9 protein-coding genes are annotated in these 14042 nt (G+C 71.8%); 6 read left to right on the top strand and 3 right to left on the bottom strand.

Annotation, left to right across the window (positions count from 1 at the left end):
- Positions 1-46 precede the first annotated feature (46 nt).
- From CLV70_RS18665 to CLV70_RS18655, 3 genes are read left to right on the top strand one after another with little or no spacing between them, the layout of a single operon-like run.
- On the top strand, positions 47-3544 hold the full coding sequence (locus CLV70_RS18665; protein WP_106127804.1) for a bifunctional glycosyltransferase/CDP-glycerol:glycerophosphate glycerophosphotransferase: 3498 nt from the start codon (positions 47-49) through the stop codon (positions 3542-3544).
- The gene (locus CLV70_RS18660) at positions 3541-4509 is read left to right on the top strand and encodes a GT-D fold domain-containing glycosyltransferase (RefSeq protein WP_106127803.1); all 969 of its coding nucleotides are present in this window, start codon (positions 3541-3543) and stop codon (positions 4507-4509) included. Before CLV70_RS18665 ends, CLV70_RS18660 begins: the two co-directional genes overlap by 4 nt.
- A 58-nt stretch (positions 4510-4567) precedes the next feature.
- Entirely contained in the window at positions 4568-5251 is a 684-nt protein-coding gene (locus CLV70_RS18655) for a GOLPH3/VPS74 family protein (protein WP_106127802.1), read from the top strand.
- An 81-nt stretch (positions 5252-5332) separates the two neighbouring features.
- Here the strand turns inward: CLV70_RS18655 and CLV70_RS18650 are convergent, their stop codons facing one another.
- Positions 5333-6979: a phospho-sugar mutase gene (locus CLV70_RS18650; protein WP_106127801.1), complete on the bottom strand. Its 1647-nt coding sequence runs from the start codon at positions 6977-6979 to the stop codon at positions 5333-5335.
- Positions 6980-7006: 27 nt separating this feature from the next.
- Complete coding sequence (locus CLV70_RS18645) at positions 7007-8992, bottom strand: serine/threonine-protein kinase (RefSeq protein WP_106127800.1); 1986 nt, start codon at positions 8990-8992, stop codon at positions 7007-7009.
- A gap of 207 nt (positions 8993-9199) precedes the next feature.
- Here CLV70_RS18645 and CLV70_RS18640 point away from each other — a divergent pair, with 207 nt between their 5' ends.
- Entirely contained in the window at positions 9200-10771 is a 1572-nt protein-coding gene (locus CLV70_RS18640; RefSeq protein WP_106127799.1) for an acyl-CoA mutase large subunit family protein, read from the top strand.
- A gap of 218 nt (positions 10772-10989) precedes the next feature.
- Positions 10990-12249 carry an amidohydrolase gene (locus CLV70_RS18635; RefSeq protein WP_106127798.1) on the top strand — a complete coding sequence of 420 codons (1260 nt, stop codon included), beginning with the start codon at positions 10990-10992 and terminating at the stop codon, positions 12247-12249.
- Here the strand turns inward: CLV70_RS18635 and CLV70_RS18630 are convergent.
- Positions 12246-13250 (bottom strand): DUF4349 domain-containing protein, encoded by a 1005-nt coding sequence (locus CLV70_RS18630; RefSeq protein WP_245908314.1) that lies wholly within the window; start codon positions 13248-13250, stop codon positions 12246-12248. The genes CLV70_RS18635 and CLV70_RS18630 overlap by 4 nt on opposite strands.
- Before the next feature lie 162 nt (positions 13251-13412).
- Between CLV70_RS18630 and CLV70_RS18625 the strand changes: the two genes are divergently transcribed.
- Complete coding sequence (locus CLV70_RS18625; RefSeq protein WP_106127796.1) at positions 13413-14042, top strand: MBL fold metallo-hydrolase; 630 nt, start codon at positions 13413-13415, stop codon at positions 14040-14042.

Below are 14042 nucleotides of genomic sequence, written 5' to 3'. Positions count from 1 at the left end.
ACGGGTGTGCGCGCGACGCCTTGAGGCGCTGGCTTATTCTGCCCGAATGGCAAGCCCTGTGTTGAGTATCGTCGTGCCCATTTACAACGTCGCCCCGTACCTCGAGGAGTGCCTGGAGTCGATCGCCGGGCAGTACCGGGACGCGCTTGAAGTGATCATGGTCGACGACGGCTCCACGGACGCCAGTGGTGCCATCGCTGCGGAGTTCGCCGCGCGGGACCCCCGGTTCAAGCTGGTCAGCAAGGCGAACGCCGGCCTGGGCGCGGCCCGCAACACCGGCCTGGAGCACGTCACCGGCGACTACCTGATGTTCATGGACAGCGACGATGCGATCCCGGCGTACACGGCGGAGCTGCTCATCGGGATGCTGGAGAAGACCGGGTCGGACTTCGCCTGCGGCAACGTCATGCGGCTCAGCAGCAAGGGCCTGATCCAGTCCACCATGCACCGGGACATCTTCCAGAGCACCAAGCTGCGGACGCACGTCGACCGGCAGCCGGCCCTGCTCGGCGACCGTACGGCCTGGAACAAGGTCTACCGCAAGTCGTTCTGGGACTCGCAGGGGCTGCGCTTCCCGGAGGGCGTCCTGTACGAGGACACGCCGGTCACGGTCCCGCTGCACGTGCTCGCGAAGAGTGTCGACGTCATCGAGGTGCCGATCTACTACTGGCGGGAACGCGAGGGCGACGACAAGTCGATCACCCAGCGGCGGGAGGAGCTGAAGGCCTTCACCGACCGCCTGGAGAACTGCTGGCAGGTCAGCCGGCTGCTCGGCGACTCGGGTCACCACGCCACCAAGCGCCTCTACGACGAGTCGGTGCTGACCGCCGACCTCAACCTCTTCGTCAAGGTGCTGCCGAACGTCGACGACGAGTACCGCCGCGTGTTCATGGAGCGGACCAACGCGTACCTGGACACGATCGACCCGGAAGCGATCCTGGAGCTGCCGGCGCACCAGCGCGTGCAGTGGACCCTGATCCGCAACCGGATGCTGCCCGAGCTGCTGGAGCTGATCCCGGTCCTGCGCAAGCAGCGCCGGATCGCCCGCAAGGGCCTGCGCCGCTACCACGACATGGACCTGTACCACGAGAAGCTGCCGCAGCTCCCGCCCGAGCTGTTCGCGGCCGGCACGCCGCGGCCCCGCACCAAGGTCCACGACGTCTCGTGGCGCGACGGGAAGCTGCACATCCGCGGGCACGCGTTCATCCCCGGTCAGGCCTCCGGGCGGCCGTGGAGCACCTCCCGGCTGATCTGGCTGAAGGAGGGGTCGGGCCGGCGGACCAAGCGCACGCTGCTCATCAACCGGCGCTGCATCGACGCCACCGCCGACCACGGCTCGCCGCAGAACAACTACGACTGGTCCGGCTTCGACGCCGTGATCGACCCGCAGACCCTGCGTACGCCCGAGGGGACCTGGGCCAACGGCACCTGGACCGCGGTGATGGGGGTCGTCGGCCTGGGCCAGATGAGCAAGGGCTCCCTCGAGATGGGCCAGCCCGCCAACCCGGTCAAGCTGACCGGCCTGGACGTCGGCGACGACGTCCGGCTCACCCCGTTCGTCAAGCGCGGGCGGCTGCGGATCCGGGTGGAGCGCGTGCCGGCGCGCCTGACCGGCGGCCGGCTGACCGGGGACGTCGTGGAGCTCGAGGGGCGGCTGCACGGCGACGCGCCGGTCACCAGCGTGACGCTGTCGCGGGTCGACGGCCTGACCTGGCGGCGGTACCCGGTCGAGCTCGACGGCGAGTTCTTCCGCTTCCGCATCCCCGTACGCGACCTCCAGGGTGAGGGACGCACCTACCGGCCGCTGCGGATCGCCGAGCCCACCGACCGGTTCCGAATCGATCTCGCCGTCGGCACGAAGCGCAGTGGGGTGGTGGCCTGCGGCATCGCCGACGACTTCAGCTGGGATCCGATCGACCTCGGCGCTGTCAGCGTGCACGTGCACCCCGCGCTCTCCGGTGAGGCGCAGCTGGTCACCATGCCGACCGGCCCGCTGCTGACCGGCGTGACCACCGCCGGCGGCAAGTTCCGGTTCACCGGGCGGATCCACGGTCCGGTCGAGGACTTCAGGCTGGTGCTGCGGCCGTTCAACGCCCGCGAGACCTGGACCTTCCCGGTCGAGCGCCACGCCGACGACACCTGGTCCGCCGAGGTCGACCCGCTCGCGGTGCCGAACTTCGATGCCCATGTGCGCATCCGTACGGGCATGTGGAACGTCCTGTACCGCGACGGCAACGGACCGGTGCAGCCGCTGCCCGCCGTCGCCGGTGCCATGGCGTCGCTGCCGTTGCCGCTGGACGGCGACTCGCCCCGCGTCTCGGTCGAGTGGCTGACCGACGAGCGGGTGGTGCTGCGGGTGCGTAACGCGCTCAGCGACGAGGACCGGGGCCGGGCCAACCAGGCGCGGCTGCGCGAGAAGGACTACCCGGCGCTGCGCGAGCAGCCGCTGCGCGACGTCGTGCTCTACAACAGCTTCACCGGCCGGCAGTATTCGGACAGCCCGCGCGCCGTCCACGAGGAGTTGGTCGCGCGCGGCGCCGAGCTGGAGCACCGGTGGGTCAGCGCCGACGGCCAGGCGCCGTTGCCGTCCACGGCCGAGCCCGTGGCACTGTGGAGCCGTCGCTGGTACGAGTCGCTCGCGACCTCCCGCTACATCGTCACCAACCAGCACCTGCCGGAGTGGTTCGTCCGCCGTCCGGGGCAGGTCGTCGTGCAGACCTGGCACGGCACGCCGCTCAAGCGGATCGGCTTCGACATCGCCGACGTGCAGTTCACCGACCGGCGCTACCTGGAGAAGCTGGCACTGGAGGCGCCGAACTGGAGCTTCCTGGTCTCCCCGAACACGTTCAGCACGCCGATCCTGCGCCGCGCCTTCCGCTACGACGGCGAGATCATGGAGATCGGCTACCCCCGCAACGACCTGCTGTTCAAGGACCGGGCGGAGATCAAGGAACGGGTCCGCCGCGCGGCCGGGGTGCCGGCCGGGAAGAAGCTCGTCCTGTACGCGCCCACCTGGCGCGACGACGAGTACAGCGGCGGCAGCTACCAAATTTCGATGAAGATCGATGTCCTTGACGCGGCGAATAAACTCGGTGAGGACCATGCGCTGCTCGTACGCCGGCACCCGAACGTCATCGACGAGATCCCGGGCAACGGCGACGGCTTCGTCTACGACATGTCCACCTACCCCGACATGGCGGAACTGCTCGCCGCGGCGGACGTCCTGATCACCGACTACTCATCGGTGATGTTCGACTTCGCCAACACCGGCCGGCCGATGGTGTTCTTCACGTACGACCTCGAGCACTACCGCGACGAGCTGCGCGGGTTCTACTTCGACTTCGAGAAGGAGGCCCCCGGGCCGCTGCTCTCGACCTCGGAGGAGGTGGTGGCGGCGATCCGTGACATCGACGCCGTCGCCGCCCGCTACACCGACCGCTACCGGGACTTCGCCGCCAAGGGCTGCGACCTGGACGACGGCGCCGCCACCGGCCGTCTGATCGACGGCATGCTGGCCGCCGGAAAGCAGGAGAACAAACGATGAGTGAGCCGACGAGGACGTCATTCCTCCACCGGGCCCGGCGCCGGCTGGCCGGGCTCCCGGCAGTCGAGGGACCCTCGCCGAGGGAGATCGAGAGGCGCAAGGCCGAGAAGAAGCGGGCCGAGGATCTCCGTAAGCACCAGCAGTCGACCACCAAGCTGCTCAGCGACATCCGGTGGGAGCTGCGCGAGCAGCGCAAGTACATGGAGGGCTTCCGGTCCCTGGCGTCGCGGGACACGTACGCCGAGATCCGCGAGTTCACCGACGCCTGCCAGCTCGGCTTCGAGGAGACCGTGCGCCGGGTCGGGCAGGAGCGGATCAGCCTCGCGCGGTTCGGCGACGGCGAGCTCAAGACCATGCTGCGGCCCGAGTTCAACCTGCGCTTCCAGCCGTGGTCGGCGGGGCTGGCCGGGGACCTGCGCCAGGTGCTGCGGATGGACGGGTACGACCGGGACAAGCTGATGATCGCTTTCCCGTACACGTTCCGGAACGTGCACTGGACCGGGGTGTGGCTGGACATCTGGCCCGAGCTGGAGCCGCTGCTCGACAGGTCGCTCACGTGGGGGATGGCGCACGTCTCGCGCCCGCAGTATTTCCACCACACCGGCCGCCACGGCGTGCAGCTGTGGCGCGACGTGTGGGAGGCGAAGGAAGTGGTGATCGTCACCGGCGAGAACTCCCGCTTCGTCCTCGAGCCGGCCCTGTTCGACAACGTGAAGTCGGTCGATTTCATCTACTCCACACCGATCGACGCGTACTCGGATCTGCCCAGGCTGATGCCGCTGCTGGAGGCGGTCGACCCGGACAAGCTGTTCCTGATCGCGCTCGGACCCGCGGGCACGCTGGTGGCGGCGAAGCTCGCGCAGGCGGGCCGCTGGGCGATCGACATCGGCCACATCAGCGAGAGCTACGCCAACGTGTTCGAGGGCGGCGCGTGGCCCGAGGACACGGCCGTCGTCTCGAAGTAGCGGTTCATCCGGACGGCTGGTCGTTGCGGAGGTGACACCGGCCACTATCGTTCCGGACATGACCTCCATCGCGCTCGCTGAGGAACTCCTCCTCCTCGCGTATGACGATCAGACCGGCAAGGCGACCGGTTCCCGCATCGGACTCGACCTCGGCATGGCCGCGGCCGTGCTGGTCGACCTCGCGCTGGCCGGCCGGATCGCCTACGTCGGCGGGAACCTCGTCGTCAACGACCCCACCCCGACGGGCGAGCCGATCGCCGACCTGGTGCTCGCCAAGGCCGCCGCGGACGACCCGCACACCCCCGCGCAGTGGGTCCAGCGCCTGCGCCACCGGCTCCGCGAGCGGGTCCTCGAGGACCTCGTCGCCCGCGGGGTGGTGCAGGACGTGGACGAGACCCAGCTCGGGGCGATCCACGTGCACCGCTACCCGACGACCGACCCGGCGTTCGAGGCGGAGATCCGCAAGCGGCTGGCCGACGCGCTGATCACGGACGCCGTCCCGGACGAGCGGACCGCCGCCCTGGCGACGCTGCTCGTGGCCACCCGGATGGAGCCCGCGCTGCGGCTGCCCCCGGAGGAGGCGGCCCGCGCCCACGAGCGGCTCGAGCAGATCGCGAGCGGCGCCGGCTTCTCGGGCGGCGCCGACCTCGAGGACTCGATCGTGCGTCCCAGCGTGGCCCTGGTGGTGGCCACCCTGAGCCGCGCGATCTCGGCCGCCCTGGGCGCTCCCAAGGTTCTGTAGCGACCGTGCTGTAGCGACCGTGCGGCAGCGACCGGCTCGCCCGCCCTCGGTAGCACAGGCCGAGGGCGGGGCCGCGGTCGTTCACAGGCCGAGGGCGGCGGACACCTCCTTGCGGAGCTGCGCCATGGCGGCGCCGGAGCGGAACTGGGCGTTGACCAGCTTGCCCGTGCCGACCGGCTCGACCACCTCGAGGTACGCCTTCAGCTTCGGCTCGGTGCCGGACGGCCGGATCACCACCCGGACGCCCTCGGCGCGCAGCGTCAGCACGTCCGCCGTCGGCGCGCGGTCCTCCACGGTGACGGGGCGGCCGAGCAGCGTCGCCGGCGGTTCCGCGCGGACGTGGGCCATCGCGCGGGTGATCTCGGCGAGGTCGTCGACGCGGACCGAGACCTGGTCGGTGCGGTGCACGCCCAGCTCGGTGCTGAGCTCGTCCAGCCGGTCCCGCAGCGTCCGTCCCTCGGCCCGGAGGGTGGCGGCCAGCTCGGCGACGGTCAGCGCGGCCGTGATGCCGTCCTTGTCGCGCACCAGGTCGGGCGCCACGCAGTAGCCCAGCGCCTCCTCGTAGCCGTACGCCAGCTCGCCGGCGCCGCGGACGATCCACTTGAAGCCGGTGAGGGTCTCCGCGTACGGCACGCCGCGGGCCTCGCACAGGGCCTTGAGCTGGGTGGAGGAGACGATCGTGGTCGCGTACGTGCCCGGGGTGCCGCGGCGGATGAGGTGGTCGGCGAGGAGCACACCGAGCTCGTCGCCGCGCAGGGGCCGCCAGCCCGCGTCCTCGCCGGCCGGGATCGCCACCGCGCACCGGTCCGCGTCCGGGTCGTTGGCGATGGCGAGGTCGGCGCCCTCCGCCGTGGCGAGGGCCAGCAGCAGGTCCATCGCGCCCGGCTCCTCCGGGTTGGGGAACGCGACCGTGGGGAAGTCCGGGTCCGGCTCGGCCTGCTCGGCAACCACCGACGGCGCGGCGAACCCGGCGGCGGCGAACGCGGCGACCAGCACCTTGCCGCCGACCCCGTGCAGCGGCGTGTACGCGACCTTCAGCTCGCGGGGCCCGGCACCGGCGACGGCCGCGGCGCTGTCCACGTACCCCTGGACGATCTCCTCGCCGAGGACCGTGCCCGGGTCGCCCAGCGGGACCTCCGACAGCGTCCCGACGGCCTGGATGGCCGCTTCGATGCCCGCGTCGGCGGGCGGGACGATCTGCGCGCCGGCGCCGGCGCCGGCCGGGCCGCCGAGCCGAGCGCCCAGGTAAACCTTGTAGCCGTTGTCCTGCGGCGGGTTGTGGCTGGCGGTGACCATGACGCCGGCGACCGCGTCGAGCTTGCGCACCGCGTACGCCAGTACCGGCGTCGGCAGCGGGCGGGGCAGCAGCAGCGCCTCGCGCCCGGCGGCGGTGGCGACCCGCGCGGTCCGCTCGGCGAAGTCCCGCGACCCGTGCCGGGCGTCGTACCCGATGACCAGCGGTCCCTCGCCGGCCTGGGCCGCGAGCCAGGCGATCAGGCCGGCGGCGGCGCGGGTGACCACGGCGAGGTTCATGCCGTTCGGCCCGGCCCGTAGCCGGCCGCGGAGCCCGGCGGTGCCGAAGGTCAGCGGGCCGGCGAACCGGTCGGCGAGTTCGGCGGCGCTGGCCGGGAGCCGGTCGAGCAGCGCGCGGATCTCGTCGCGGCCGGCCGGGTCGGGATCGTCGGCCAGCCAGGTCTCGGCCAGCGTGCGGAGGTCGTCAGTTGCCATGCTCAGTGGATAGCACGGCCGGACTCATCAACCAGCGTTGAGGGCGAAGGTCCGCACCAGTTCCTCGAAGATCGGCTTGCTGTCGGCGAACTGCTCCTCGGTGCTCGTCATGTAGAACGAATACGCCTTGCCGTCGTGGATCACCGCGCCCCAGAGCCCGTGCCGGGTGCCCGCGCACGTGTACTCGAGGACCGCACCGGGCTTGCCGGCGATGGTCCGGTCGGTGAGGCCGACCTGCGCGTACGGCTTGGGGCAGCTCGAACCCTTCTTCTTCAGGTTGCCCTCGGCGATCTTGAGGAAGCCCTGCGGGGTGCCGCGGCCGGACTCGACCAGCAGCCGCACCTTGCGGTCGGCGCCGGTGTCCACGTAGTCGACCCAGCTGCCGCCGCTCTTCTTCGTCCAGCCCTTGGGCACCGACACGCTCGTGCCGCGGCCCTTGTAGGCGACGGTGGGGAAGTCCGCAGGGCCGGGCTGGCCGTTCTGCCCCGCCCCGGCCGCGGTCGGCGGCGCCTGGGGATCCTCGCCGCCGCCGGAGAAGGCCAGCACCACGACGAGGATGAGCAGCAGCGCCACCCCGCCGGCCGCGGCGAGCTGGATGTTGCGCGGCCAGCCCTTGACCGTGGTGACGGCCTTGCCGGTCGCGTCCCGTACCGTCGCCACGGTCTTGTCGATCATGGCCTTGCGCTTCGCCGCGGGGCTCACCACGACGGTGCCGCCGCCGGGCAGCGGGTCGCGGGCCGCGCGGGCGCCGTCCCACTGCCGGCGGGGCGGGATCACGCTCGTGGTGTCGTCACCGCCGCCGGAGGGCGGGATCACGCTGGTGCGGTCGCCGCCGCCGGCGGGCGGGATCACGCTGGTGCGGTCGCCGTTCAGGCTGGGCGGGGGAGGGTACGCGCCGGTGGGCTGGCCCGCGGACGACGCCGCGGGGGTGGTCTCCTCGGCGCGGCGCTTGCCGCCCTGCTTGACCTTGGCCAGGTGACCGGAGAGCGACTCGCCCGGCGCGAGCATGGCGCGCCCGCCGATCTGCCCGCTGGGCTTGGGCTGCGGCGGCGGGATCGGCTGGGTCTCGGCGGCGGGCGGCCGCTGCGACGGGACCACCGAGTAGGGGTCCGTCATCATGTGCGGCGGTGCCTTGCTGGCCAGCGGGCCGGCGAGCTGCTGGCGGAGCATGGTGCGGGCGGTCTGCACGTCGAAGCGGCGGGCCGGGTCCTTCTCGAGCAGGCCCATCAGCACCGGGGTGAGCGAGCCGGCGCGCACGGCCGGGGTGGGCGGGTCCTCGACCACCGCGTGCATCGTCTCGATCGGGTCGCCCTTGTCGAACGGCGGGCGGCCCTCGATCGCGGTGTAGAGCGTCACGCCGAGCGAGAACAGGTCGCTGGGCGGGCCGAAGTCGCTGCCCATGGCCCGCTCGGGCGAGATGAAGTGCGGCGAGCCGAGCACCATGCCGGGGGTGGTGAGCTGGACGTCGGTGGGCATCCGGGCGACGCCGAAGTCGGTGAGCACGCAGCGGCCGTCGGTGCAGATCAGCACGTTGGCCGGCTTGACGTCGCGGTGCAGCACGCCGTGCGCGTGGGCCACCTCGAGGGCGCCGAGCAGGGCGATGCCGATCTTCGCGACCACGCGCGACGGGACCGGGCCGTCCTCGATCACCATGTCGGCGAGGCTGCGGGCCTCCAGCAGCTCCATGACGATCCAGGGGCGGCCGTTCTCGTGCACGACGTCGTAGACCTGGACGACCGCCGGGTGCTGCAGGGCCGCCGCCGCACGCGCCTCGCGCATGGTGCGTTCGTACATCGAGTCGCGGTCGCTGGGGGCGAGGCCGGGCGGGAGGATGACCTCCTTGATGGCCACGTCACGCCGCAGCAGGGTGTCGGCGGCACGCCAGACCGTGCCCATGCCGCCGTGACCGACCGCGGCACGTAGCGTGTAACGCCCGCCGATGAGCGTGCCCGGGGCTGCGCGTCCGCTGGTCGGAGCGGTGTTGCCACTGCTCCACGTCGGAATCTGAGTCACGTGAGATGCCACCGAAGGGATGAGGGTGCGGTCGGCCAACCCCGCTATCTTGCCGGTTCGCACCCCCATTCGGAAAGCCGGTCGCCCGCTGTTCTGCAGATCTCGACGGTGTGTCATCACGACGTAGCGCAGAGTGGAACTTATCGGACGCTGAGTGCAAAATCCCTCACACCTGACGGCGACTGAACGACGCCTTAGGATTTCGGTGTGAACGCAGAATCCGGGTTCGAGATCAAGCCGGTCTACGACAGCGGCGACCTGTCCGCGGACGCCGAGGAACGGCTCGGCCGGCCCGGTGAGTTCCCCTACACCCGCGGGGTGTACCCGACGATGTACACCGAGCGGCCGTGGACCATGCGGCAGTACGCGGGCTTCGGCACCGCGGCCGAGTCCAACGCCCGCTACCACCAGCTGCTCAAGGCCGGGACCATGGGCCTGTCGGTGGCGTTCGACCTGCCCACCCAGATGGGGTACGACTCCGACGAGCCGATCGCGCACGGCGAGGTCGGCAAGGTGGGCGTCGCCATCGACTCCCTCGACGACATGCGGCGGCTCTTCCGCGACATCCCGCTGGACAGGGTGTCCACGTCGATGACGATCAACGCGCCGGGCTCGGTGCTGCTGCTGCTCTACCAGCTCGTGGCCGAGGAGCAAGGGGTCCCGGGGGCTGCCCTTCAGGGCACGATCCAGAACGACATCCTCAAGGAGTACATCGCCCGGGGAACCTACATCTTCCCGCCCAAGCCGTCGCTGCGGCTGGTCGCGGACACGTTCGCCTACTGCCAGGCCGAGATCCCGCGATGGAACACCATCTCGATCTCCGGCTACCACATGGCCGAGGCCGGCGCGTCGCCCGCGCAGGAGATCGCGTTCACCCTGGCCAACGGCATCGAGTACGTCCGCACCGCGATCGCCGCCGGCCTCGCGGTCGACGACTTCGCCCCCCGTCTGTCGTTCTTCTTCGTCGCCCGCACCACGCTGCTGGAGGAGATCGCCAAGTTCCGGGCCGCCCGGCGGATGTGGGCGCGGATCATGCGCGACGAGTTCGGCGCGAAGAATCCGAAGTCGCAGATGCTGCGGTTCCACACCCAGACCGCCGGGGTCCAGCTCACCGCGCAGCAGCCTGAGGTGAACCTGGTACGCGTCGCCGTCCAGGCGCTCGGTGCGGTCGCGGGCGGCACCCAGTCGCTGCACACGAACGCGTACGACGAGGCGATCGCGCTGCCCACCGAGAAGTCGGCGCGGCTGGCGCTGCGGACCCAGCAGGTGCTCGCGTACGAGACCGGGATGGTCGACACCGTGGACCCGTTCGCCGGCTCGTACGTCATCGAGGCCATGACCGACGAGGTGGAGGCGACGGCCACCGCGCTGATCGAGCGGGTCTTCGGGTACGGCTCCGCGGTCGACGCGATCGAGCAGGGCTTCCAGAAGCAGGAGATCGAGGCGTCGGCGTACCGGATCTCGCAGCAGATCGACGCCGGCGAGCGGGTCGTGGTGGGCGTCAACCGTTTCGGCGCCGACGAGGAGGAGAAGTACGAACCGTTGCGGGTCGACCCGGCGATCGAGGCCGAGCAGGTCGCCCGGCTCGGCGCCCTGCGCGCCGAGCGCGACGGCACGGCGGTCGAGGCCGCCCTGGCCGACCTGCGCAAGGCCGCCGAGGGTACGGACAACGTCCTGCCCCCGATGCGGGAGGCCTTGCGGCGCCGTGCCACGGTGGGGGAGGTCTGCCACACGTTGCGCGGCGTCTGGGGGGTCCACCAACCGGTGGAACACTTCTGACCGCAGGCAGGACTGAACCGCGTCACCTCCGCGATTCGTAACCCGTTGTAGGAGGTGGTTGACGGATGCCGCCCGGAGATCGCTCTTATCAGGGCTTTCGTGACAGTCCGCTGTCCCGCCAGCACGCGAATGACGTTGCACAGCGTCACGGCAATGGGTCTAGGCTGTCGCGCGTTGCGGAAACCGGACCACACCCCGAGAGCGATAGAGAATTCGACGTGACGACTGCGATGACGGCGCCCGAGGGCGCCGAGACGGCATCATTCCCGGCACCACCCCCCGGAGCCGAACCGCTCCCCGGCCAGCTCGACCGCTGGCTCGCCTCCCGGGGCGCCGAGCTGGTAGCCATCCGCCGTCACATCCACGCGCACCCCGAACCCTCCAACGCGGAGTTCGAGACCGCCGCGCTGGTCGCCCGGGAGCTGGCCGTGGCCGGGCTGAGCCCGCAGCTGCTGCCCAGGGGCAACGGTGTGATCTGCGACATCGGCCAGGGCGACCGGGTGGTCGCGTTCCGCGCCGACCTCGACGCGCTGCCGCTGCACGACACCAAGGACGTGCCGTACCGCTCGACGGTCGAGAAGGTGGCGCACGCCTGCGGCCACGACGTGCACACCACCGTGCTGCTCGGGCTCGGCCTGGCCCTGGCGCAGCTCAACGAGCGGGGAGAGCTCCCCGGCCGGGTGCGGCTGATCTTCCAGCCCGCCGAGGAGTACGTGCCGTCCGGCGCCCCCGAGGTGATCGCCGCCGGCGCCCTCAAGGACGTCGTCGCCATCTACGCGCTGCACTGCTACCCGCAGCTCCCCGCCGGCCTGGTCGGCGTACGCTCCGGCCCGTTCACCGCCGCCGCCGACACGATCCGGGTGCGGCTCACCGGCCCCGGCGGTCACACCGCGCGCCCGCACCTGACCGCCGACCTGGTGCACGCCCTCGGCCGGGTGATCGTGGACGTCCCCGCCCTGCTCGACCGCCGGGTCGACCCCCGCGCCGGGGTGTCCATGGTCTGGGGCGCGGTGAAGGCCGGCGAGGCGTTCAACGCCATCCCGGGCGAGGGCGAGGTGCTGGGCACCGTCCGCATCCTCAACCGGGACGCGTGGCGGTCGGCCCCCGAGCTGATCACCCGGCTGATCCGGGACGTCGTCGCGGCGACCGGCGCCGAGGCCGAGGTGCAGTACAACCGCGGCGTCCCGCCGGTCATCAACGACCGGATGGCCTCGGCCGTCATCGCCGGTGCCGCCGGTGCCGCGCTCGGCGCCGACCGGGTGGTCGAGGCGGAGATCAGCATGGGCGGCGAGGACTTCGCCTTCTACCTCGAGCAGGTCCCGGGCGCGATGATCCGGCTCGGCACCGGCACGCCCGGCGCCGAGACGAAGTTCGACCTGCACCAGAGCAACTTCGACGTGGACGAGCGCTGCATCGGCTACGGCGTGCGCGTCATGGTGCACACCGCCCTGGCAGCGCTCGCCACGGGTTCCTTCTAGGCCGAGGGCTGCTGCTCGGCCGGCTGCGGCTGCGGCGCCGGGTGCGCCCTGCGCCGGCGCAGGAACCAGAGGGCGGCCCAGGCGGGCAGGCCGAGCAGGAGCAGCCACGGCAGCAGCCAGCCGAGCACGGTCGCCACGACCCCCAGCGAGGTGAGCAGGCCGGTCCAGCCGTCCCGCAGCCCGGCGAGGAAGCCGGCCGGGTCGTCGTTCACCGGCAGGGCCGTCTCGGCCTGCGGGTCGAGCAGCACCAGGGTGATGGTCGACAGCGCGGTCAGGTCGGCCAGCCGCCGCTTCTTGGCCTCCAGCGAGGCGAGGTCGGACTCCCGGGTGGCGACCTCGCGCTCCAGCATCACCAGGTCCTCGAGGTCCTTCGCCTGGGCCAGCAGCTTGCGGCCGCTGGCGACCCGGGCCTGCTGCGTGGCGATCCGGGCGTCGAGGTCCACGGTCTCCTCGGTGACGTCCTCGGTGCTGATCCCGCGCTGCTCCTCCTTGCCGAGCTTGGCGAGCTGATCGACGACGGACGAGAACTTGTCGGCGGGCACCCGCAGCTTGAGCGTGGCGTCGGCCGGGCTGTGCTCGCCGGAGGTGCTGCGCTTGTCCTCGCCGATGAAGCCGCCGGCCCCGGCCGCGATGCCGGTGGCCTGCGCGGCGGCGATGTTCACGTCGTCCACGCGTACGGTGATCGAGCCGGTGTAGATGATCGACCGCTGGTCGATGCCGAGGTCCGGGGCCTGCGCGGGGGTGTTCTTCCCGGGCTGCTGCCGCTGGCCCTGAGGCTGTCCCTGAGCCTGCGCCCGGTCCTGCGCCGGGGCGGCCTTGTCGGCAGCCCCGCCCGCGTTCGCCGGGGCCTTGTCGGCGGCGCCGCCCGCGTTCTCCGGGGCGGCCGGTTCGGCGATCCCCTGCCCACCGCCGGCCGTCGAGGCCGAGTCGCTGCTGTCGCCGCTGCACCCGGCGAGGGCCAGCGTGGCGGCCAGGCCGGCGGCGCAGAACACGGCGGTCACCCGATGCCGGGGCCGCCGTGCCGGACGAGAAGTCGTAGCCGCAAAATCCATGATGATTCTCCTGTCCCCGTGAAGGTCTGCACCCTGGGACGTGCGGCACGCGTGCGCCGGTTCCGGCAGACTGCGAGGTGGGCGGTCACGATTCGGCAGCGGAGGAGTCCCGTGCGCGTCACGAAGTTCACGCATTCCTGCCTACGGCTCGAGGGCGACGGCGTTCTGGTCGTCGACCCCGGCGCGTTCAGCGAGCGGTCCGCGCTGGACGGGGCCGACGCGGTGCTCGTCACCCACGAGCACGTCGACCACCTCGACGTGGACGCGCTCGCCGAGGCCGCCGAGCGGCGGCCGGGGCTGGCGATCTTCGCGCACGCCGACGTGCTGCCGCGGCTCGGCGCCCTCGGGGACGCCGTGACAGCGGTCGCGCCGGGTGACGAATTCAGCGCGGCGGGGCTGACGGTCCGGGCGTACGGGGGCCGGCACGCGGTGATCCACGAGGACATCCCGCGGATCGCGAACCTGGGCTACCTGATCTCGGACGGCGGCCACTCGGTCTACACGCCCGGTGACTCGTACGCCGTGCCGGAGGCGGAGGTGGACACGCTGTTCGTGCCGCTGAACGCGCCCTGGATGAAGCTCAGCGAGGCGATCGACTTCGTGCGGGCGGTGCGGCCGGGGCGGGCGTACGCGCTGCACGACGCGCTGCTGACCCCGACCGGCGCGCAGATCTCCAACGGGCACCTGGAACGGCTCGGCGGGACCACGTACGCGCAGGTCGCCCCGGGCACCACCGTTTGA

The organism is Pseudosporangium ferrugineum, from assembly GCF_003002065.1.
Taxonomy (GTDB): domain Bacteria; phylum Actinomycetota; class Actinomycetes; order Mycobacteriales; family Micromonosporaceae; genus Actinoplanes; species Actinoplanes ferrugineus_A.
This window is presented reverse-complemented; position numbering and strand designations above follow the sequence as displayed.